This window comes from Thermophagus sp. OGC60D27, from assembly GCF_052400625.1.
In the GTDB taxonomy this organism is placed as follows: domain Bacteria; phylum Bacteroidota; class Bacteroidia; order Bacteroidales; family Marinilabiliaceae; genus Thermophagus.
In genome coordinates, this window is record NZ_JBQTGH010000002.1 from 376,738 (window position 1) to 398,724 (window position 21,987).

17 protein-coding genes and 1 tRNA gene are annotated in these 21,987 nt (G+C 39.9%); 10 read left to right on the plus strand and 8 right to left on the minus strand.

Annotated features, from left to right (window positions below; translation table 11 throughout):
* Nucleotides 1-93 precede the first annotated feature (93 nt).
* The 5 genes from hrpB to ACT29H_RS03765 form a co-directional block, all read right to left on the minus strand.
* Nucleotides 94-2,586: an ATP-dependent helicase HrpB gene (gene hrpB, locus ACT29H_RS03745; protein WP_444820258.1), complete on the minus strand. Its 2,493-nt coding sequence runs from the start codon at nucleotides 2,584-2,586 to the stop codon at nucleotides 94-96.
* A 67-nt stretch (nucleotides 2,587-2,653) separates the two neighbouring features.
* The gene (locus ACT29H_RS03750) at nucleotides 2,654-3,220 is read right to left on the minus strand and encodes a Spy/CpxP family protein refolding chaperone (RefSeq protein WP_444820259.1); all 567 of its coding nucleotides are present in this window, start codon (nucleotides 3,218-3,220) and stop codon (nucleotides 2,654-2,656) included.
* 117 nt (nucleotides 3,221-3,337) lie between these two features.
* The gene (locus tag ACT29H_RS03755; protein WP_444820260.1) at nucleotides 3,338-3,757 is read right to left on the minus strand and encodes a hypothetical protein; all 420 of its coding nucleotides are present in this window, start codon (nucleotides 3,755-3,757) and stop codon (nucleotides 3,338-3,340) included.
* 119 nt (nucleotides 3,758-3,876) lie between these two features.
* Entirely contained in the window at nucleotides 3,877-4,428 is a 552-nt protein-coding gene (locus ACT29H_RS03760; RefSeq protein ID WP_444820261.1) for an RNA polymerase sigma factor, read from the minus strand.
* A 122-nt stretch (nucleotides 4,429-4,550) separates the two neighbouring features.
* Nucleotides 4,551-4,997: a hypothetical protein gene (locus ACT29H_RS03765; RefSeq protein WP_444820262.1), complete on the minus strand. Its 447-nt coding sequence runs from the start codon at nucleotides 4,995-4,997 to the stop codon at nucleotides 4,551-4,553.
* A 383-nt stretch (nucleotides 4,998-5,380) separates the two neighbouring features.
* Between ACT29H_RS03765 and ACT29H_RS03770 the strand changes: the two genes are divergently transcribed.
* Together ACT29H_RS03770 and ACT29H_RS03775 are read left to right on the plus strand one after the other, a co-directional pair.
* A complete protein-coding gene (locus ACT29H_RS03770) occupies nucleotides 5,381-6,685 on the plus strand; it encodes an O-acetylhomoserine aminocarboxypropyltransferase/cysteine synthase family protein (RefSeq protein ID WP_444820263.1) in 1,305 nt (434 codons plus the stop codon).
* A 98-nt stretch (nucleotides 6,686-6,783) separates the two neighbouring features.
* Entirely contained in the window at nucleotides 6,784-7,983 is a 1,200-nt protein-coding gene (locus ACT29H_RS03775) for a homoserine dehydrogenase (protein WP_444820264.1), read from the plus strand.
* Nucleotides 7,984-7,995: 12 nt separating this feature from the next.
* Here ACT29H_RS03775 and ACT29H_RS03780 read toward each other — a convergent pair whose 3' ends face one another.
* Both ACT29H_RS03780 and ACT29H_RS03785 read right to left on the minus strand, forming a co-directional pair.
* Nucleotides 7,996-8,700, minus strand: coding sequence for a ComF family protein (locus tag ACT29H_RS03780; RefSeq protein ID WP_444820265.1), 705 nt, complete (start codon nucleotides 8,698-8,700; stop codon nucleotides 7,996-7,998).
* 77 nt (nucleotides 8,701-8,777) lie between these two features.
* Nucleotides 8,778-11,036 (minus strand): inorganic phosphate transporter, encoded by a 2,259-nt coding sequence (locus ACT29H_RS03785; RefSeq protein ID WP_444820266.1) that lies wholly within the window; start codon nucleotides 11,034-11,036, stop codon nucleotides 8,778-8,780.
* A gap of 248 nt (nucleotides 11,037-11,284) precedes the next feature.
* Here ACT29H_RS03785 and ACT29H_RS03790 point away from each other — a divergent pair, with 248 nt between their 5' ends.
* The 3 genes from ACT29H_RS03790 to ACT29H_RS03800 all read left to right on the plus strand — a co-directional run bounded on the left by ACT29H_RS03790 (nucleotide 11,285) and on the right by ACT29H_RS03800 (nucleotide 13,584).
* On the plus strand, nucleotides 11,285-12,313 hold the full coding sequence (locus ACT29H_RS03790; protein WP_444820267.1) for a sensor histidine kinase: 1,029 nt from the start codon (nucleotides 11,285-11,287) through the stop codon (nucleotides 12,311-12,313).
* A 45-nt stretch (nucleotides 12,314-12,358) separates the two neighbouring features.
* Nucleotides 12,359-13,060, plus strand: coding sequence for a response regulator transcription factor (locus ACT29H_RS03795; RefSeq protein WP_444820268.1), 702 nt, complete (start codon nucleotides 12,359-12,361; stop codon nucleotides 13,058-13,060).
* Nucleotides 13,061-13,164: 104 nt separating this feature from the next.
* On the plus strand, nucleotides 13,165-13,584 hold the full coding sequence (locus ACT29H_RS03800; RefSeq protein ID WP_444820269.1) for an SPOR domain-containing protein: 420 nt from the start codon (nucleotides 13,165-13,167) through the stop codon (nucleotides 13,582-13,584).
* Between the two features lie 4 nt (nucleotides 13,585-13,588).
* On the opposite strand, the gene ACT29H_RS03805 is transcribed toward ACT29H_RS03800, so the two are convergent.
* Entirely contained in the window at nucleotides 13,589-14,218 is a 630-nt protein-coding gene (locus tag ACT29H_RS03805) for an HAD family hydrolase (protein WP_444820270.1), read from the minus strand.
* 418 nt (nucleotides 14,219-14,636) lie between these two features.
* Between ACT29H_RS03805 and ACT29H_RS03810 the strand changes: the two genes are divergently transcribed.
* From ACT29H_RS03810 to ACT29H_RS03830, 5 genes are all read left to right on the plus strand, one after another.
* Nucleotides 14,637-14,710, plus strand: a tRNA-Ile gene (locus ACT29H_RS03810).
* A 264-nt stretch (nucleotides 14,711-14,974) separates the two neighbouring features.
* Nucleotides 14,975-15,547, plus strand: coding sequence for an RNA polymerase sigma-70 factor (locus tag ACT29H_RS03815; RefSeq protein WP_444820271.1), 573 nt, complete (start codon nucleotides 14,975-14,977; stop codon nucleotides 15,545-15,547).
* Nucleotides 15,548-15,897: 350 nt separating this feature from the next.
* Entirely contained in the window at nucleotides 15,898-16,863 is a 966-nt protein-coding gene (locus ACT29H_RS03820) for a FecR family protein (RefSeq protein ID WP_444820272.1), read from the plus strand.
* A 144-nt stretch (nucleotides 16,864-17,007) separates the two neighbouring features.
* The gene (locus ACT29H_RS03825) at nucleotides 17,008-20,343 is read left to right on the plus strand and encodes a TonB-dependent receptor (protein WP_444820273.1); all 3,336 of its coding nucleotides are present in this window, start codon (nucleotides 17,008-17,010) and stop codon (nucleotides 20,341-20,343) included.
* A gap of 125 nt (nucleotides 20,344-20,468) precedes the next feature.
* A complete protein-coding gene (locus tag ACT29H_RS03830) occupies nucleotides 20,469-21,941 on the plus strand; it encodes a RagB/SusD family nutrient uptake outer membrane protein (RefSeq protein WP_444820274.1) in 1,473 nt (490 codons plus the stop codon).
* Nucleotides 21,942-21,987: the final 46 nt, after the last annotated feature.

Consider the following 21,987-nt stretch of genomic DNA (forward strand, 5'->3'; position numbering starts at 1 on the left):
GGTTTTATCATTTAGAACCTGAGACAATGCAAAAATGTTTAACGAATTAGATTGTTGTCAATAGAATTATCTTTTTATCAGCAGATGGATCAATCATCTTCTTCTTTTAGGTCCGCGTATGGCCTTTTCTTTCCATGGGTCATCTGGCCATACATGTTTGGGATACCTGTTTTTGAGTTCATTCCGTACTTCAAAATAGGTGTTATTCCAGAAACTTCGCAGATCTGATGTGATCTGTACCGGTTTGAATCCCGGTGAGAGTAAATGAAGCAGCACAGGAATTTTCCCTTCGTTAACCCTAGGGGTATCTTTCATTCCAAAAACTTCCTGAAGACGAACCGCTAATACTGGACTGGAACCATCGGGATAATACTTAAGCTTTAATTTTGATCCACTTGGAACCTCCATTATTCTTGGGGCTAGAAGATCCAGTGATTTTTGCTTTTCAGTTGGCAAATGATAGTGTAGAACTTCTAAAAGATTGATTTTTTTTAAGTCTTCATTCCGCTTAATCCCCGTTAGGTAAGGCATTAACCACTTTTCACAATACTCAAGAAGTGTAGTTGTAGAAACATCCGGCCAGTTTTCTTCCGGTCTCCAATGGCGTAAACTGAGTACCCTATTCTGCCATTGTTCCACTTCATCGTTAAAATCCAACAGTTTTTTACCCTCTTTTTTCAATACCTCGCATAAGGATTTAACGACCAATTCCGGATCAGGATTTTCTTTCGGAACGGTTTTTAATACAATGCTTCCAATACATAGATTTTTAACGGCTACCAAACCGCCACTTTTGATATCCCACGCGACAATGTCTGTGGTTTTTGCCATAGATTTTAAATCTCCCGGATCTAAAGGAGATGCCAAAAATATTTTGCCCAATCCATTTCTGGCATCCATATGAGCCACAGAAAGCCATGGTTCATGTGCCAAATCGTCCTCATGTGATGCCATAACATAACTGCCATTGGAAAGTTGAAAACGAGCCCCATTACCGGGTCGTGCAAAGGCAATCCTTTCGGGATAGGCATTAACAAGCAGAAAACCGGTATCATAAGGATCGAATGGACCATTTTCGGGTCGTTTTCCAAACATGTTGGTGTAAAATTCAGCAAGTCGTATAATCTGTTGCCAGCGTTTGATGTGACGTCCTTCTCGTCGTAATCGCCTTAGCATTGCAATTCGAAGGTTTATGTCAATGCCAGTATCTCGTGGCATGGGATCACGTTCTTGGAGTATTGCGGCCAGGTCGGCGGCCAGGGTGAGTTGCCCCATCGTCTCTGCCATCAGCAACATATGAGCAATTCGGGGATGACAGGCTAACTTAGCCATCTCCTTCCCGTGAGTAGTAATTCTATTATTTTCAAGGGCTCCAATGTTTTGTAATGTTTCTATGGACTCCTTTATGTGATTTAATGGAGGCGGTGTTGGCCAATTCAACTCATAGGGATCGGAAATACCCCAAAGTGCTAAATCTAGCATTAGTGATGCTAAATCCGACTCTTCGATTTCCGGAATACGGTGTGACCCCATACGATGTTCATCGGCTGCTGTCCATAAACGATAGCATTTTCCCCGTCCCAGACGACCTGCCCGACCCGCTCGTTGATCAGCTACATCAAGCGTAATTTCTATGGTAGTTAGTCGGGAAAGACCGGTGCCTGGATCATAACGAAGCGTACGGCCAAATCCACTGTCAATCACCACTGAGATACCCTCGATGGTCAGACTGGTTTCGGCAATGGAGGTAGATAAAACTACTTTTCTTCTTCCTTTTGAATGCGGCATGATGGCCGCTAGCTGAGCTTTTTGTGGGAGTTGCCCATAGAGCGGATGTATCGATATTTCTTTAGTTTTAGTTTTTAATATTTCTTCGCATCGACGTATTTCACTTTCCCCGGGAAGGAAAGCCAGAACGTCTCCTTCATCTCTTTTTAATGAATCTAATATGGTATGCGCTACATTTTCTGGAATGGATGCTATATCTCTTGGACCTCTGTGTATTATTTCGATTGGATACTGTTTCCCTTTGCTTTCAATAACTGGGATATTCAATATTTTTTTCAGCTGTGGAATGTTTAAAGTGGCTGACATAATTACCAGTCTCAAATCAGGTCGAAGCACCTGTTGCGATTCTAATGAAAGAACTAGTGACACATCAGCGAAAAGGCTGCGCTCATGATATTCATCGAAAATGATCATTCCAACATCTTCTAATGCATTGTCGGATTGTAACATTCGGGTTAATATTCCTTCTGTGACCACTTCAATACGTGTGATGTTACTAATCCTTTTTTCGAAGCGAATACGATAACCAACTCTTTCTCCGATCTCTTCGTGAAGAAGTGATGACATTCGGTAGGCGATGCTTCTGGCAGCAAGACGACGCGGTTCAAGCATGAGGATCTTTTTGCTACCGAGCCAGGGCTCATTCATGAGTGCTAGAGGAAGAAGAGTACTTTTCCCTGCACCAGGAGGAGCACTTATCATTAACTTGTTTTCCTTCGTCAGCCGTTTTCTGACTTCTGGTATTATTTCTTTTACCGGTAAATTTACCTCTAGGATTTCTAAAATATCAAATGCCATCTTTTTTCTGTCAGAGCGCTAAGATACCAACATCAGGGCAGTTTTTTCTTATTCTTTTATTGACTATTCATTTCTGCCTGTTTTTCCATCCTCTTTGTTGCCTGCGTCCCAATCCTCGACCTTCTCCCCGACCTTGTCCCCGACGATATTGACTTAATTCGGAAATGACTTCCTGAAATCGCTTTTGTTGCTCTGGGGTACATATACTTTTAATTTGAATGAAGTGCTCTGCCGTTGCCTTTTTTAGTGCATATTGCATTTTACCAGACTGTTGGGCAAGAGAATCAAGTTTCTTTAGATCCGGAATTTCCTTTTTTACTTCATTTAGGATGGCCATATCTATTGTGTCTAGTCGAGCAAGATAGATTGCCAATCTTTCACGATATTGAACTTCCATTTGCGAAAATTTACTTATTTGTTCGGCTGATAAATCTAAACTTCGTATCATTTGTCCTAATCCCGATCTTGATTGCACAGTTTCTTTGTTAAAATTATTTCCGTCAGAAGTTGTATTGTTATTATCGCGTTCATTTTCATATTTTGGAAATATATTGCCATAGCGGTATATCCCCCATCCTGCAATGAAAGCCAACATTAAAATGATAATCGTAACAATATTCTTTTTATTATTCATACCTCGTATGTATATAGTTCATTAAACTTTTATGATGACTCCTGGTAGGTGTGCTTGTTAGTTGTTCTTAATGGATATATCAATCAGTATTTTATGGGTTTTGTATCGATAAATCGATCATTCAAATGAATAAGTACTTAGCCAAATTTTTTCTAACTGTGAACCAGGATTATCAGATAAATAGTATTCTGATGCAATGGTTTCTATAGGATCGGTTGTTATCATCTTAGGTGCTGAAATTTTTCTTGCTGATAAAAAACCCAACATTATGAAAAATACAGACATCACTGATATCAAAGAGGTTTTCGTTTGCCATACTCTTTGCTCAGAACTTTTAATTTCTCCTAATATTCGCGTATTGATGAAAGGCGATACCTTTTCTGATTTTTCCTCCAACACTGTTTTGAATAAGTTAAGAAGTTTGGCATGCATTTCTTTGCAAGAAGCACAAACGTCAATGTGATCTCGCATTTCCCGCGTCAGATGATCCACCTCTTTTATTGATGCTAGACGATTGTTGAATTCTTTGCAATTCATGTTATAAATTTTTTCTAATTAATTTGATTTACTTTATCCTGCTCGTTGAATTAAAAAAAGGACAATACTAAGGTCTATTTTAGCCTAAAACTTCCCATTCAATAGCTACTCTTCTTTTATCATGATTGGCGTGACAACACCTTTTGTAATTTTTTCCTAGCTCTAAACACTAAACTTTCAGCCGCTTTGGGGGATATTTTCATCACTGAGGCTACTTCTCTCATGCTTAATTCTTGGTAATAGAACAATATAAATGCTTTTCTTTGATTGGTTTTTAACTGGTTGATGGCTTGCCTGATTTGCTTTTTTTGCTCTTGATTAACTAATTGTGTTTCGGCATTATCTAATGTATAGTTCGAATTTTTGACTTCATTATTAAGTCCAATAAATGACTTTAATTTGTTTTTTCTTACCTCATTAATGGCTCGATTTACTGCAATGCGATATAGCCATGTACTAAAGGAGGATCGCTGGTCGAAGCTTTTTATAGAACGCCAAACCTTTACAAATATGTCCTGTGTCAAATCTTCCGCATCCTCAACATTATGCAAAAAACCCATGCTGGTCTGAAATACTTTTTGTCGATATTTATCAACCAGCTTGGAAAAGGCTTCCATATTGCCTTCCTTGGATTGTTGTACTAATTCCTGGTCGGTTGGTAATAACTGCATCCAGTTGGTTTATAAAAAGTTTTTTTTAATGCATTGGTACGGTTTTCTAAAATTTGTAGCAGAGGAATTTTGTAGGACCCCTGCTACAAATTTTCTATGAGATTGATTGGGCCAAATTTACACTAATTATTATTTTGGCCATTTCCTTTTCCGCTACCGTCTTGTAAAACTTGAGGTCCTGTCCCATTTTCAATACGATCGCATAATCCGTTGTTATTGCTATCGACAAAATTCCCATATCTGATACCTTGTCTGTTATTGATTTTTCCTGAGCCATTTCTCAAACCGATGTGGCCCTTTCTGCCGTGTCCCTGATGGTTTTTACGTACGAGGCCTTTCCCGTTGATCCTGCCTTGTCCATAACCATGACCGGGTCCTAGGCCCTGGCCTGAACGATTACCGTCATAATTGTCGCAAATACCGTCTCCATTGTTGTCAATAAACCCTGTCCGGACGGTTTGACTGGTTTGTTCCTGTGACGAATTGATACCATTGTTTTGAGCCGAAAGGTTTTTTGTGGAAAGAGTAAATCCCACAATCATAGCTAATGTGAATATTAACTTTTTCATAACTGTTAGTTTTTTGTTGTTTATACCTTTTTGACACCGTAATGAGAAAAATCATTCGTTTTTTCAAAAAAAAATCATTAAACTATTTGTAATTTGGATAAAGATGTCCATATTTGCATGCATAACAGTACGAATGAAGAACACTGTATCAAATATTATCCATCCGGTTGCCGCAACAAATACTATTTGCGGAATCTTCTTCACTACCACCACAGGTATGATGATGGGACGAATGTCTATGGCATAAGTCTCGTTGACGCATCATATCTGTATATCACATTATCCAAAAAAGTTTTTTAGTTCAAATTAAATCAGATACCGGTGCGTCAACGCAACCGGAAAGATTGATCTTTTATTTATTAACCTATAAATTTTTAAAAACTATGTCTGATTTTAAATTTGAAACTCTGCAGTTGCATGCCGGACAGGAGGTGGACCCTACAACCAAATCGAGGGCCGTACCCATTTATCAAACTACATCCTACGTTTTCAATGATTCGGAGCATGCCTCCAATCTTTTTGGTTTAAAGGAATTTGGCAATATTTATACCCGTATAATGAATCCCACCACCGATGTGTTCGAAAAACGAATCGCAGCTCTGGAGGGTGGTGTTGCGGCAGTGGCTGTGGCTTCAGGACAAGCTGCTCAGTTTATTGCTATCACCAACTTATTACAGACGGGTGATAATTTTGTGTCTACTTCTAACTTGTATGGAGGTACTTTTAATCAGTTCAAAGTACAATTTAAACGGCTGGGAATTGACGTGAAGTTTGTGGAAACAGAAGATCCGGCTGACTTTGAAGCCAAAATTGATGAAAAGACAAAGGCTATTTATGTTGAAACCATTGGTAATCCCCGATTTAATATTCCCGATTTTGAAAAACTGGGGCAAATTGCTGCCAAACATGGTATTCCTCTGATTGTCGATAATACTTTTGGGGCAGGTGGATATCTCTTCCGTCCCCTTGAGCATGGGGCAAATGTGGTTGTGGAATCCGCTACTAAGTGGATCGGAGGACATGGAACTTCCATCGGTGGTGTTATTGTCGATGGTGGTAATTTCAACTGGGGGAATGGAAAATTTCCGGCCTTCTCTGAACCTTCTGAAGGCTATCATGGGCTTAAGTTCTGGGAAGTGTTCGGTGCTGACGGACCTTTTGGTAATATTGCCTTTTCTATCCGTGCTAGGGTCGAAGGACTGCGTGATTTCGGCCCTGCCCTGAGTCCTTTTAATGCCTTTTTACTTTTGCAAGGTCTCGAGACGCTCTCCCTTAGAGTTGAACGTACTGTCCAAAATGCCCTTGAATTGGCTAAATGGCTGGAAAATCATCCTCAAGTGGAATACGTTAATTATCCGGGATTGCCTTCTAGTCCTTACCATGAGTTGGCAAAAAAATATCTGAAACGAGGATTCGGAGGCGTCTTCTCTTTCAAAATCAAAGGACCTGATGATACAGCGGACAAATTTATTAACAATTTATCATTGGTAAGTCATCTGGCAAATGTGGGCGATGCCAAAACACTGATTATTCATCCTAGTTCCACCACGCACGAACAGCTCTCCCCAGAGGAGCAAAAGGCTGCTGGAGTTGAACCCGGTTTACTTAGGGTATCGGTAGGCATCGAACATATTGATGATATTAAGGCCGATTTTTCCGCCGCTTTTGAAAAAGCCGGAAAGAAATGACCAACATTTACTTATTTTTGAAGCCCCTTATATGGCCCGTGAAGGTTTATAAGGGGCTATTGTTATTTCACTTCCTCATGGCTCAAAAAATTTAAGTAATGTCAAGACAAAGGTTAAATATTGGATTATTTGGATTCGGGGTTGTCGGACAAGGACTTTACGATGTTCTTCAGAAAAGCCCCGCTCAGGATGTTAAGATTATTAAAATTTGCGTCCGTAGAAAAATAAATAGATCTCTTCCTGATAATATGTTCTGCTACAATCCGGATGAGATTCTTGAAAATGAAGATATCAATACCATTGTTGAGCTGATTGATAATGCCGATGATGCTTATCATATTGTTAAAAAGGCTCTTCAGTATGGTAAAAATGTGGTCTCAGCCAATAAAAAAATGTTGGCTGAAAATCTTTCCGAATTGGTGAAGTTGGCCAAAGAAATGAATGTCTCTTTGCTTTATGAGGCTTCAGCTTGCGGAAGCATTCCGGTTATTCGAAATTTAGAAGAATATTACGACAATGACCTATTGCTATCTGTGACTGGCATCTTAAACGGTTCGTCAAACTACATTCTTTCCAAAATTTTTGATCACAATCAGAATTATCAGGAGGCACTCTTAGAAGCTCAAAAATTGGGGTTCGCGGAATCTGATCCTACTTTTGATGTGGATGGGTTTGATTCTTTGTATAAATTGATTATTCTAACAATGCATAGTTTTGGCGTTATTGTGAAACCTGACGAGGTACTCAACTATGGTATTTCCAATATATCAGAGTTTGATATTAATTATGCTAGGGAAAAGGGATACAAAATTAAACTGGTTGGACAGGTGGAGCGATTACAAAATAAAAAAATTACTCTGTTTGTTTTACCACGATTCGTTACCAAAGATAAATATATTTATAGTGTGGAAGATGAGTTTAATGGAGTAGTGATTAAAGGTCTGGCTTACGATAAACAGTTTATGTTTGGAAAGGGGGCCGGAGGACACCCTACCGGATCGGCTGTATTATCCGATATTACTGCACTTGGACATTTTTACCGTTACGAATATAAAAAGGCTACCTATTTTGGAGGATTTCAATATTTTAAAGAAGGGGCTATAGAAGTTTACTTGCGATACAGAAATCCGGATGTGTTACAAAATTTTGAATTTTCTTCCGTCTCAGAAGAATATCATGGTCCTGAGTATCATTACAAAATAGGTTTTATGCCATTGGATAAATTGATAGCCATTAAAGAGAAGTTGCGTACATTGGATATTTTTCTGGCTGCCACAGGTAAAACATTAAACTATTGAGAAAAATTGCGATTAACCTGCAGAATATCCAATGGTTAGTACCGATATTTTTATTCCGGGAACTTCATAAAGAGTATTGCATAATGCTTCAATTGTGGAGCCGGTGGTGACGACATCATCAAGGACAAGGATATGTTTATTTCTGAGTCGTTCATGATCGATTACTTTAAAAATGTTTTTTACATTTTGCCATCGTTCGAATCGCTTGCGACGAGTTTGGCTTTCGCTATGGATGGTTCGAATTACCGTCTCTTTTTCTATTTTTACCTGGATGATATCGCTAATTCCCTGAGCAAGGAGTTCTGATTGATTATATCCTCTGATTCTTTGTTTTCGCGTGTGAAGGGGAACGGGAACCAAGGCATCAATCCCAACGATCATATTGGTTCTTATTAGTATTTTACCGGCTAATCTTCCTAAGTAGAGGCCGGTTTCTTTTCCACCATGATATTTCAAATGGTGTATTAGTTTTTGGAGTAGCTCCCCTTTCCGGTAATAATATAGAGATGCTGCATTTTCTAGGGGAACCCTACCCCAGAACATTTGTGCAACCGGGTTGTCAGACGTGTCACAAAAATTTGTTTTTGGAAGTTTGGATTCACAGGAGCGACAGATAACTTCGCGGGTACTTCCAAGCACAGTTCCGCAACCTTTGCATATGGATGGAAAGAGTAATGCCCAAAAACCCGAGAGATAGTGATTTAGCAATCCTGACATTATATTTCCTTTTTAAGCAATGCTACAATTACGTCTCCTCATGCTTAGGGACTCCCCTTTTAAACCCTGATACAATTTTAGGATTCAAAAAAATTTTTCATTGATTTTACCAAATTGACTGAGTAGAGTATCAGGTTGCGGGTTTCTCCCAGAAATTCCAAATAAAGAATATTAATTCGGGTTTTTCCAGCGCCCAATCGTATCTTTCTTATATGGTGAAGCCGGAAATTTTCGATGAGACTAAATAAGGCTTCCTGGCGTTGAATGAGCTCCGGAAAATGCACGTATTTTTTGTCCTTTTCCAAATGAACCATGTAGTTAAAAAAGGTTGTAGTTTCATCTAACAACGTATTTAAATCTTCTTTTTGGTAGTTGGTTAATCCCTTGTGTTGATTTTTAAAATGAATATAGGCAGGATCTACTAGGGCTGTTAGTGTATTTCCTAATTCAGTAAGATAATCCAGAGCCTGAATGAAAAATTGTCCAGAGTCCTGAGTCTCTTCAGGAATTTGGGCCATAATTGAAAAAAAATCGGTTTTGGCTTCTTGTATCGCTCTTTTCAATTGTCCCGCTTTCTGTGAAATGGCAATCAGTTCCGACTCTTCTTCTTCAAGAACACCTTTTACTAACAGCATATATATTTTGGAGGATTCTAGAATTAATTTTCGGACAGTATCACTCCCATTCTTTCTGAGCCATTCGATATTCTGTGCCTTTTTGTTGGAAATTTTCTGTTTATATTGTTCTTGCTCTTGATGCCTTGTTTTATGATATTGAGTGCTTTTTATTAGATAGATTACCGTCAGAGCAATGGACACAGTGATGGAAACCCAGGTACCCCACCAGATCAAAAGGGTTAGAAAAAAGGCCCCAAGGAAACCCAGAAATGCTGTGATAAACCAGCCACCCAATATGGACAGAACTCCGGATATACGGTATACTGCACTTTCCCTACCCCAGGCTTGATCCGCCAATGAGGTTCCCATGGCCACCATAAATACCACAAATGTAGTGGACAACGGTACGGACCAATAGGTGCCGATACTGATTAGAATACTGGCAACAATTAGGTTTACCGTGGCTCGGATCGTATCAAAATATATCACCTGATCCTCCGAATTGGGCTCGGTTTGCTTATATCGACTCGAAATAAAACGGTGCAGCAACTTGGGTAACTTATTGTCTATCTTATTGAATAGAATAAGGAAGTTCCTGACAATGGTTCGTGATAATTGGGATGGTTCAAAATGTTCCTGACCTACTTGTTGACGTCCCAGATAGACTTCCGTTTCGGTAACGGTGCGCACTTTTTTCGAATAAAAGAGGGTGAGAACCATTACGATACCTGATAGAAGAAAAAAGGCGGCGTAAATACTATCACCAAATCGGTGATTACGCAACCACTCGTTGGTTAAAAAATCTAACCCAAACTGCTCGGCAACATTGCCTCCATCTGAAATTAAAAAGGCTTTAAAACTCTCTATCCCTGCTAGGGGAATGCCAATAAAGTTGACCAAATCATTGGCAGCAAAAGAGAGTGCTAGTGCAAAGGTCCCCGTCATTACTACTATTTGGGGAAGATCTGCCTGGAATAGCATTCTGGAAAATAATAGCAACAAAAGGGTGATTGCAAAAACCAAGAAGAAAAGTTTCTCGGAATAAAAATTTATCTGGTATAATATATCCAAATCTAAGGTTGGCCAGGCTTCTAATCCTTTTTTTATTATTATGTACAGTATCAAGGAAATGGACAGAGCACCAAAGATTAAAAACACAATGCCGGAATGGCCTCGTTTGTTGAATCCAAATAGCAATCGCGTTATAAATTGTACTCCCGCGCCAATTATAAATGAGACGATTATGGAAACCAAAATTCCCGAAAATATCATAAACACGCGGCCGGTATTGATGAAATCGGTAAGAATTATTTCGTCTGGAACAGAATGTTTACTCTTGATTATCGCCATGGCTAATGCTGCACCCGTGAGTTCAAAAACCACCGCTATGGTCGTGGAGGTGGGAAATCCTATGGTGTTATAAATATCGATTAAAATGATATCTATAATCATCACGGCCAAAAAAATGACCATTAGCTCCGTTAAATAAAAATGGTGGGGATATATAACTCCTTGCCTCGCAACCTCCATCATTCCAGCAGAAAAAAAAGTTCCAACTATTATGCCGGACCCTGCTACCCAATATATGGCCCGACGAGGGGCGACTCTGCTCCCAATGGCTGAATTAAGAAAATTCACTGCATCGTTGGAAACTCCTACCACCAAATCTACTATGGCAAGTAAAGAAAGCAATATGGCAATGATCCAGACTAACGTCATATTCCCGTTTATTTCGATTCATTACAAAAATAGCAGCATATTACCTGACTTCTCAGATTCGTATGTTAAGTTTTTGTTAGATTTATTCGTTTTATTTTCTCAAATTTACTCCTAATAAATTTAATCTCAGTAAGCTTATGGACTTAACCTTTAATTAACAATGCATCGAGCTTACCTTTTCGGTGCCTACATCTCTTTTTCATTTATATTTGTGTCCCATGCAGTTGGGAATTGTCTAATTGAGTTTTATGAAGTCTGTTGCCCCTCAACGAATTGTAGGTTTTTTAGCGGTTACCTTTATGGTACTGGCGCTACTCTTTTTTCTGATTAATTTTTTTAGTCCCAGTTTGATGGTTTCTCTCTTAATTACCATCCCTCTATTTTCGGGAATTGCTTTTTCAGCAATCAATTATTTTATTAATTTATTTATCTACGCCAAAATAAAACCCATCTACAAAACCATTTACAACTTTAAACCGGACAACAAAAAATCTTCCCAAAACGAGGATGATATCTTTTATCAGGTAAATAGGGAAGTGGAACAATGGATGAAGGGTAAAACCATGGAAATTCAGCAGCTGAGACAGCTCGAAAAATATCGTAAAGAGTTTTTGGGCAATGTCTCGCATGAACTGAAAACGCCCATATTCAATATACAAGGTTATATTCTCACACTCCTTGAAGGCGGTATTGATGACCCCGATATTAATATGTTATATCTTAAAAGGACAGAACGAAGTATTGACCGGATGATTTCCATTATTGATGACTTGGAAGCCATCTCAAAACTTGAATCGGGGGAGCTTAAACTGAATTTTTCCCGATTTAATATATATCAGCTGGTAGAAGAAGTTTTCGACTTACAGGAAGTTAGAGCTTCCAAACGAAAGATTAAGCTTGTGTTTGGACGAAATGCAGATCGTAATATTTTCGTTTTTGCAGATAAACCCAGAATTTTTCAAGTAGTTAGTAATCTGGTGGTGAATTCTATCAATTATGGAAAAGAGGGCGGGCAAACAACTGTCAGCTTTTACGACTTGGATAACCTGGTATTGCTGGAGATCAGAGACAATGGAATTGGGATCGCGTCTAAAGACCTTCCTCGTATTTTCGAACGGTTTTACCGTGTCGACAAAAGTCGTTCAAGAGATCAGGGAGGAACCGGTCTCGGACTGGCCATCGTGAAACACATTATTGAGGCTCATAAACAAACCATTAATGTCAATAGTAAGCAAGGTAAAGGTACTTCCTTTACATTTACTCTGGAGAAAAAGTAAAGGATCGACTTTCTTGGTATTTTTTGTATCACAATTAGATTTATTATGAGTGAAAAAACAGATTACAAGATTCTTTTAGTAGATGATGAACCGGACATTTTAGAGTTTGTCGGCTATAACCTAAGAAAGGAGGGGTTCCATGTGGAAACAGCTAACAATGGTTCACAAGCCCTTCAAAAGGCCCAATCTTTTAGCCCACATTTGATTATACTGGATGTCATGATGCCGGGAATGGATGGTATAGAAACCTGTGAAGAAATACGAAAATTATCTTCCTTTAAGGAAACTCTGGTTGTTTTTCTGACTGCTCGTGGTGAAGATTATTCACAAATTGCAGGGTTTGATGCCGGTGCCGACGATTATATTACAAAACCGGTTAAACCTAAAGTGTTGATTTCGAGGATTAAGGCTTTGCTTAAACGCCATAAGTACGGAAGTTATCGCGCCCCCGATGGGGAGGAAACGAGAATTTCGGTCGGTGATGTGGTCATTGATCGTGAAAAATATGTGGTTTTTAGAGGGGACCAGGAACTCGTTTTACCAAAAAAAGAGTTTGAATTATTGCTCTTGCTGGCTTCTAAACCCGACCGCGTCTTTTCACGTAATGAAATTTATTCTTCAGTGTGGGGCGATAATATCATTGTGGGTGACCGTACTATTGATGTTCATATCAGAAAATTAAGAGAAAAGATTGGACAAGATCATATCAAAACCATTAAGGGCGTTGGTTACAAATTTGTGGATTGATTTTTTTTAGTTTAGTCACATAGTTATTTTATTTGTAAATTTGTTTTGTAAATTGCAGTCAGAAAGCAATATTTTGACTTTTTTGCCATTCAAATTGCATTATTATGAATAAAATTCTGCTGGTTATTGCCGCTTTTTTATTTTTTGGCGTTGCCTGTAAAAACAAGAAAGAACAGACCAAACCCGTACCCGCTAAACAGGAAATTTCCAAACCTGCTCCAACGGATACTCTTGCTCAGGATGTTGAAGTGGAAGAAACGGTTCCGGAACCCGTAGTTGAACCGGACAAGTATTTCCTCATTGCCGGAAGTTTTGCCAACTCTTCCAATGCCGAATCCTTTAAAAAAGAATTGACTCAACAGGGATTCGATGCCCAGGTCATCATTCGGGAAGGAGGCATCAACAGTGAATTCTACAAAGTTTCATACATGGGCTTTAAAAATAAAAAGGAGGCCATCTCCCGAATGGTGAAAGAGCGTCAATCTCCAGGAAAAGAAGACGTATGGGTACTGGTTAAAAAGTAACGGATTAAAAGGCCGCAAATAATTTTGGTAGGTCCATGTCTGGAGTTACTTGAAGAGTGCGTATTCCAAGTTGTTTTGCAGATTCAATATTTTCAGGTAAATCGTCCGCAAATAGGGTTTCTGAAGGTTGAAGGTGGTTTTGACTTAACACACGGAGGTATAACTCTTGCTGCGGCTTTCGTAATCCTTCCACATGTGAATAGTATATCCTCTTAAATACCTGATCTGGTTCTATGATGCCTGATATGTTTTGTTCGAAATAATCGGCATGAAGTTCATTGGTGTTGCTCAACAGAAACAACTGATAGCGTGCCTGTAATTGGGTCAGCATTTGAGCATGAACCATTGGAAATTCTCCCAGAATTTGATTCCAGGCTTTCGAAAAATCTTCAATAGTTACTTCAGATTTAAAATAGGGCTTTAGACTCTCAAAAAAACGCCTCGTTGAGATTTTGCCCGTTTCATACTGGGTGAAACTATCCAATTGACTCAGTTTTAAGGGATCCGTTATTCCTGTGTGATCCGATATTAGTTTGCGAAACGCCTTGCCTGCTTGTTCCATTTGCAGTGGAATGAGTACGTTTCCCAAATCAAAGATGATATTTTTTATGCCTTCAGGTTTAAGATTGTTCATTGCTGTTAAATTTGTCTTGGTTCTTAGTTTCTGTAAGAGAGGGAAAGCTCCACGAATTACTCTTTTACCATCCCATTTTCTGGTTGATGCTTGTCTTGACACACAAAATCGATTCACCTTCTGCAAAAGTAATTAATTATTTTGGGAGGTAATATTTCCTTAATAAAACGTTAATAATAAAATTTTTAACGTTGGAATTTTTTCCATTGATAGTTTAGGTCAGTTTATAATTTTAAAAAAAATAATGACAATCTAAATAAAATATGGAAGTCTTAAAATGCGGTAGAACAGTATTATATGACTCCTCTCCGATTCTTCATGTCCTGATCTGTTTATCTCTTGATAAAATGGGGTTTGAAAATTACCTTCCTTTTTGTAATTTTGCATCCGCTTGGCAAAAGCCATTTTGACATGTGTCGGGCCCATAGCTCAGTTGGTTAGAGCACCTGACTCATAATCAGGGAGTCGCAGGTTCAAGCCCTGCTGGGCCCACATAGATAATAAGCCACTTATAGACGTTATGCTGTAAGTGGCTTTTTTATTTACTACACATTCTTCTTTTTGCCCCAATATGTCGAAATAACTTTACTGTGCGTAACCCTGACTCCACACCGGCAGATGAGGTACGAAATGATATTTTATATGGACAACATCTGTCCAGAACAAATCATTTGTCTTTTGATATTCAAAAATCTTTCGATCTATTGTATATTTGAAAATTGTTAAGAAAAATTAATTTTTCAAGCTGTAACATTTATGTCCATTTCTTTGAGAAGCAGTGATGAAACTCGATTTAAAGAACTGCTGGATAAATACTTTGTGAGACTGAAAATGTTTGCCATCTCCTTTTTGAAAGAGGATGTTTTGGCCGAAGAAGTGGTGATGGATGTTTTTTTAAAGCTTTGGGAAAGTCGGAAAAAAATCGATCATATCGATAACCTTACGACCTATTTGTTTGTCGCTGTACGAAATACCTGTTATAATTACCTTCGGAAGGAAGTCCCCAATTTTGTTAAATCTTATGATGACCTGGAGGTAGAACTTGCCAGGTATGAAGCTACTCCCGAAGATAAAATGATTTCAGACGAAATGTTGGACAAGCTTAATTCTGTCGTACAGGAGTTACCGCCCAAATGCAAATTGGTATTCAAATTACTTAGAGAAGAGGGCCTTTCACGAAAAGAAACCGCAAAAGTAATGGGTATCTCGGTAAATACAGTTGATAACCAGGTGGCCATTGCTGTCAGAAAAATTGGGGATGCTCTCGGTATTGATCTTACCCTAAAAAGAAATGTCACCCGACTCAGAACTTTCCTGTTGTGTCTGTAATTATATGGTAGTAGGATGTGGCAGATCTTTGTTTTGATTTATCGTACGATTAGGATAGGAAGCTTTTCCCGCTGTGCTTTGTTGAAATGACCAATGGCACTTTCCCCGGGTTTTAACCTTTTTCCCTTTAAACAATTCATCGTCAGGAGCATCTTTATAGTGGTGTTATAACTATGGAACAATGTTTTTGACCTTGTTTTAATTGTCAGTACAAATTCAACGATACATTAAAAAAAATTTCACTTTTGATTGGTAACTTTTTTGAAATAGTGTGTCCTTGTTCTAAAGGCACTTTTGTGTAGAAAATTATTACATAAACAGAATTGTAATAGCTTATAAATAAAACAGTATTGAAAAGAGAGAAAGACATTTCCAAAATAATTGCTCGTCATTTGATGTTTGCCGCCTCCGAGGATGAAAAGAAATTCCTGCGTTCGTGGAGAAACGGCAATGATAAAAATGAGAGAGGCTACCAGATCATGAAGTGGTTACTCCGTGGAGACAGTTTTTCTAAAAGTAGCTCCCAACACAAAGTTCCAGTGGAGGCTTTTTTTCATCGGACCCGCTTCGTTGATAGAAATCATAAAACCATTGGATGGTGGAAAATTGCTGCTTCAATAGCCGTTATTCTGGCATTGGGATCTTTGGCCTCACAATTCCTCTATTTTTTCGACGATACTCATGTTACTTTGGTCGCCGATTCAGGGCAACGTACCCAGGCCATTCTTCCCGATGGATCAAAAGTATGGCTTAACAACTGTTCCCAGCTGGAATATACCCATCGTCCGGGACGTAAACGATATGTGGTGCTTAAAGGAGAAGCCTATTTTGAAGTGGCCAAAGATGCTACCAGACCTTTTTTTGTACATACAGACCACATGGAAGTGAGGGTTACAGGAACGCAATTTAATGTTCGGAATTACGATGATGAATCCAAGGCAGAGGTCGCCTTGGTGGAAGGGTCCGTTAAAGTAATGCCAAAGAATGGTCCTTCTTCCATGCTGGAACCCGGACAATTGCTTACACTGACCAAAAAGACTGGGAGTGTCATTAAAAACAAATCCAATGTGACGGATAGGAGTGCCTGGAGAAACGGTATTCTGCTCATTGAAAATGCCAGCTTCGACGAATTGATCGCACGTTTGGAACGCTGGTATGATATCAGAATTGAATACAAGCCTGAAGACTTTAAAAATATTCATTACACTGGCACCATTCGGAAACTAAGGCTGGATCAGGTTTTTGACTTTATCAATTTAACCGTTCCGGTGGAGGTGCAAATGAATGAAAATCATATTGTTTTAACAAAAAAATAAATGCTTTATGGGTGTATTATTGGAATGATCTAATGTGTAATACATACGGGGAATGCGCCAACATCCCCCGTTAAATTTGGCTTCTCACGCTGCTACTACAGTGTGGAAGATCGTTTTAATTGTGAACTAAAACATTGTAAATCTATGAAAAAAATGTGGATTTGCATAGGGTATGATTCCTATGCCTTTAATCGAATTCTTCGAATTATGAAATTATCCCTCTTCTTTGCTTTGGTTGTGACGATGCAGATCTCGGCGGTGACAACCTGGTCGCAAAATGAAACACTGACACTGAAAATGGAAAATGCTTCCATCGTTGAGGTATTAAAATCCATCGAAAATCAAACCGGACTGAGCTTCTTTTACCAAAATGAACAGTTGAGAGGGGCCGATCGCTTGAATGTCAATGTTCAGGGGGAAACGGTGGAGAGTGTGCTCACAAGAATATTGAGTAAATCCGACTTGGATTTTAGGATTGTCGACAAACATGTGGTGATTTTCCCAAGTCTGAATAAAAAGGAAAATACCCCTCAAGAACAGACCAATGAATTAATTATCCGTGGTATAGTTACCGACGTGGATGGTAACCCCATCCCTGGCGTTACCGTCCAGGTGAAGGACACTCAGTCCGGAACCATTACCGATATGGATGGCCATTATTCATTAACTGTCCCGGATGATGCTCAAAGCATCATTTTCTCTTTTGTCGGAATGCAAACTCAACACATTACTTTAAACGGAAGCACCATTATCAATGTTACGATGCAGGAAAAGGTTCTTGGGTTGGATGAGGTCGTTGTCGTGGGTTACGGAACCATGCAGAAAAAAGATCTTACCGGATCGGTGGCCTCCCTTAATGAAGACGATATTGCATCCCTCTCTGTCCCAAGTGTCAGTGATGCACTGCAAGGAAAAGCATCTGGTGTGCAGGTGATCTCAAACGGGGCTCCCGGTAGTGATGCAACCATTCGCGTAAGAGGTATTGGCACCATTAACACAAGTGACCCCTTGTTGGTGATTGACGGAGTGCCTACAATGTCCGGCCTTAATTTGCTGAATAAAGACAATATTGAATCCATTCAAATATTGAAAGATGCTTCCGCTACAGCCATATACGGGTCCAGAGGGGCCAATGGCGTGGTGATGATTACAACCAAGAGAGGGAACAGCGATCAGAGTAATATTAATGTGAAATATTCCTTTACTACTCAGAAAGCTACAAATATGCTGGATATGTTGAATGCTTCTCAGTTTGCCTCATTGCATAACGAAATAATGGCCAATGCAGGAAGAGAATTGAACCCTGATTTTTCTAACCCCGCTTTGTTGGGGGTTGGAACCGATTGGCAAGAGGAACTTTTCGATATAGCACCAATGCACGATATTTCGGTAGCCTATTCCGGCGGTAATGAGAAAGCTTCTTTTTTCGTTTCCGGAAACTTCCTCGATCAGGAAGGGATCGTTATGAACACCGGATTTAAACGTTACAATCTGCAATTTAATTCTGATACCAAAGTTTTTGAAAACGTAAAATTTGGTAATTCACTCACTTTAACACACGACAATAAATACAGCGGAGCCTATGATATTGGGTCAACCCTGAGAGCGCTTCCTACTCAATCCGTCTTTTACGATGATGGAACATACGCCGGGCCGGTGGGACGCCCCGAATGGGTTGGGGACATCCGAAATCCTGTTGGTGCTGCATCGCTGATCCATAATAGCACAAAAGGATACAATGTTATCGGTTCTGTGTTCACTGAAATTGAAATATTTAATGATTTTACCTTTAAATCAACAGCAGGATTGGAAGCCAAATTCTGGTTCGATCGGACCTGGTCCCCGGCATACGATTGGGATCCCGAACCCGAGGAAGACTCTTACCTTTATCAGTCTTCCAATAGAAGTATTACTTGGCTGTGGGATAATATCCTGACCTATAAAAAATCCATTCATGAAATTCATGACTTTACTCTTATGCTCGGTTCCAGTGCTCAGCAGAATCGATTTGATTTCATGAACGGTTCTATTAAAGAGTTTGCTAGTGATAAAACGCAACAGCTCGACAGTGGAAATGATGAACAGGAAATAGGTGGAAACGCTTCAGAATGGGCATTGATGTCATATATGGGACGGGTTAATTATGGATATAACGATAAGTATCTGGTTACCGCAACCATACGTCGAGATGGATCATCTCGTTTCGGTTCCGGAAACAAATGGGGAATTTTCCCCTCCGGATCTGTGGCCTGGAGAATTTCACAGGAGGATTTCTTCAGCAATATCGATTTTGTGGATGATCTGAAATTGAGGGCAGGTATTGGCTATACCGGTAATCAGGAAATCGGAAACTATGCCTTTGCTTCCAATCTGACCATTGTTAAATACAATTTTAATAACAATGTCGTCCCTGCCGTTGTTCCTCTTATTATGCCTAACCCCAATGTACAATGGGAATCTCAGAAACAAATAAATGTTGGTTTTGACGCCACGATCCTGAATCAGAGAATGAATATCACCGTGGATGCCTACCAAAAAAATACCAGCGATATGTTGGTACCCATGTCGGTGCCTATCTCTACCGGTTATTCCGATGTGGTCGTCCCTGATATTAATGCCGGGGAGATGAAAAATAAAGGGATAGAATTGTCTGTTAGCTCCAGAAATATACAAGGGGATTTTTCTTGGGATACCGATTTCAACATTTCTTACAATAAAAATGAGGTAACCAGCCTCAACGATTCGGTTCCTATGGCCTCCGGCTATCTCGGGTTCGACTTTCAACCTTCTCGTATCGCCGAAGGACATGCAGTCAATGAATTCTACGGGTATGTTACCGATGGGATCTTCCAAAATCAGCCAGAGGTAGATAATCATGCCGTTCAGGTGCCGGGAAATGATCCTTATAATCGTACCTCTCCGGGCGACATCCGGTTCAAAGACTTAAACAGCGACGGAGTCATCGATGATGCAGACCGTACCTACCTCGGAAATCCTAGTCCCGACCTTATCTTTTCTATGAATAATAAGTTTTCTTGGAAGGGGTTCGATTTGTCCATTTTCCTGCAAGGCGTTCAGGGAAATGAAATCCTCAATGCCAACCGTATTTGGAGTGAAGGAATGGCCGTCGCCGTTAACCAGACCACTGCTACGCTGGACCGATGGAAGAAGGAAGGTGACATGACCGATATCCCAAGAGCTGTTTTCAACGATCCCAACAAAAACACCAGAGCCTCCGACCGATGGATTGAAGATGGCTCTTATCTGCGGATTAAGAACATCGTCCTGGGATATCATCTGCCCAATCGATGGATTAATAAATGGGGATTGAAACAGGCCAGAGTCTTTTTCTCTGGAACAAACATATATACGTTTACCAATTACAAAGGTGTGGACCCCGAAGTTGGGGCAGATGGAATCGACAATGGTCTGTACCCCGTTACGCGTACATTGAGCTTTGGTGCTAACATTACTTTCTAATAATTAATGAGCTAATTGAATGAAACGAACATGATTTTGCTGGTTTGTCTCAATACGAACATGTTGAAAGAAGCCTTTTCATGGGAGTCTCATTGGATCAAAATATTTAGATAAATTCTATAATCATGAAAAAATATCTGTTCATAATAACCATATTTCTTGGGTTGGTCGCTTGCGGTGAGGACTTCCTGACCAAAGCCCCCCTGGATTCCATAAATACGGGAAATTTCTTTGAAACAGAAGATGATGCTATATATGCCATTAATGGTGCTTACCAACCGCTACAATGGCCTAAGCTTTATAATATGCGGATGTGGACCACCGATATCATGGCCGGTAATAGTATCGTTGGCGCCGGAGGTGGGGATGATGGACGTGAAACCCAGGATTTGGCAAATTTCGTTACTACCGCCGATAATCCGGGGGTTTTAGACCTGTATCGTGGCCCTTCTCCCGGTATTCTTAGGTGTAATACCGTCATTAAGAATGTCCCTGGCATGGAGATCGATGAAACTTTAAAAAATCGAATTGTGGGTGAAGCCAAATTCCTAAGGGCTCATTACTACTTTATTATGGTACGTTTCTTCGGTGATGTCCCATTAATCCTTGAACCTCAGGAACCGGGTGATGACCTGCGTCCTTTTAGAGATGATAAAGCGCTGGTTTATCAGCAAATCATTGCTGACTTAGGGGATGCGAAAAAAGTGTTGCCTACAAAGTCAGAATATTCTGATGCTGATATGGGAAGGGCTACCAAAGGGGCTGCTGCAGGTCTTCTGGCTAAAGTATATCTTTCCCTTGGCGAGTGGCAAAATGTGGTCGATTTGTGTGAAGAGGTAGCTGCTTTGGGCTATGAACTGAATGATAATTACGCTGATAATTTTAGTGTGAACACCGAAAATTCCAAAGAATCGTTGTTTGAAGTTCAATATGTCGGTGGGGCAGGAGAGGACTTCTGGGCCAACGAAAATCAGGCTTCATGGTTAAGTACTTTCACTGGTCCTCGTAATTCCGGAATGGTGGCCGGTGGGTGGGGGTGGAATCAACCTACTCAGGAGTTTGTGGATGCCTATGAAGATGGAGATCTTAGAAAAGATGTTACGGTCCTATACGATGGCTGTCCCCAATTCGACGGAATGGAATATGATCCTTCTTATTCCGTTACTGGATATAATTTGAGAAAATTCCTCGTTTCTAAATCCATCGCGGATGCCTATGATAACAGTCCCCTTAACTTTCCCGTTCTTCGCTATGCCGATGTTTTGTTGATGAAAGCTGAGGCTTTAAATGAGTTGGGACGAACGACTGAGGCTGAAGCACCCCTTAACGAGGTACGCAACCGGGCCGGTCTCGACGATGTGGCTTCAGGACTTTCCAAAGAGGCGTTCAGAGAAATTGTCTTGCATGAGAGACGTATGGAACTGGCTTTTGAAGGACAACGGTGGTTTGATCTCATTAGAGTGGATAACGGTCAGTGGGGGCTGCAATTCCTCCAATCTATTGGTCGGGTTAATGCGACTGAAAAGCATTTGTTGCTCCCCATTCCTCAGAAAGAGATCGATGCCAATCCCAATCTGGAACAAAACCCCGGATACTAAGTGATCATTTTATTTTTGAATTCGCTGGGCGGGCGGGTACTTCCTG

Bases quoted from the DNA above. Each gene is read 5' to 3' on its own strand.
- hrpB (WP_444820258.1), bottom strand. From the start codon at position 2,586: ATGGCATTTGATATTTTAGAAATCCTAGAGGTAAATTTACCGGTAAAA.
- ACT29H_RS03750 (WP_444820259.1), bottom strand. From the start codon at position 3,220: ATGAATAATAAAAAGAATATTGTTACGATTATCATTTTAATGTTGGCT.
- ACT29H_RS03755 (WP_444820260.1), bottom strand. From the start codon at position 3,757: ATGAATTGCAAAGAATTCAACAATCGTCTAGCATCAATAAAAGAGGTG.
- ACT29H_RS03760 (WP_444820261.1), bottom strand. From the start codon at position 4,428: ATGCAGTTATTACCAACCGACCAGGAATTAGTACAACAATCCAAGGAA.
- ACT29H_RS03765 (WP_444820262.1), bottom strand. From the start codon at position 4,997: ATGAAAAAGTTAATATTCACATTAGCTATGATTGTGGGATTTACTCTT.
- ACT29H_RS03770 (WP_444820263.1), top strand. From the start codon at position 5,381: ATGTCTGATTTTAAATTTGAAACTCTGCAGTTGCATGCCGGACAGGAG.
- ACT29H_RS03775 (WP_444820264.1), top strand. From the start codon at position 6,784: ATGTCAAGACAAAGGTTAAATATTGGATTATTTGGATTCGGGGTTGTC.
- ACT29H_RS03780 (WP_444820265.1), bottom strand. From the start codon at position 8,700: ATGTCAGGATTGCTAAATCACTATCTCTCGGGTTTTTGGGCATTACTC.
- ACT29H_RS03785 (WP_444820266.1), bottom strand. From the start codon at position 11,036: ATGACGTTAGTCTGGATCATTGCCATATTGCTTTCTTTACTTGCCATA.
- ACT29H_RS03790 (WP_444820267.1), top strand. From the start codon at position 11,285: ATGAAGTCTGTTGCCCCTCAACGAATTGTAGGTTTTTTAGCGGTTACC.
- ACT29H_RS03795 (WP_444820268.1), top strand. From the start codon at position 12,359: ATGAGTGAAAAAACAGATTACAAGATTCTTTTAGTAGATGATGAACCG.
- ACT29H_RS03800 (WP_444820269.1), top strand. From the start codon at position 13,165: ATGAATAAAATTCTGCTGGTTATTGCCGCTTTTTTATTTTTTGGCGTT.
- ACT29H_RS03805 (WP_444820270.1), bottom strand. From the start codon at position 14,218: ATGAACAATCTTAAACCTGAAGGCATAAAAAATATCATCTTTGATTTG.
- ACT29H_RS03815 (WP_444820271.1), top strand. From the start codon at position 14,975: ATGTCCATTTCTTTGAGAAGCAGTGATGAAACTCGATTTAAAGAACTG.
- ACT29H_RS03825 (WP_444820273.1), top strand. From the start codon at position 17,008: ATGAAAAAAATGTGGATTTGCATAGGGTATGATTCCTATGCCTTTAAT.
- ACT29H_RS03830 (WP_444820274.1), top strand. From the start codon at position 20,469: ATGAAAAAATATCTGTTCATAATAACCATATTTCTTGGGTTGGTCGCT.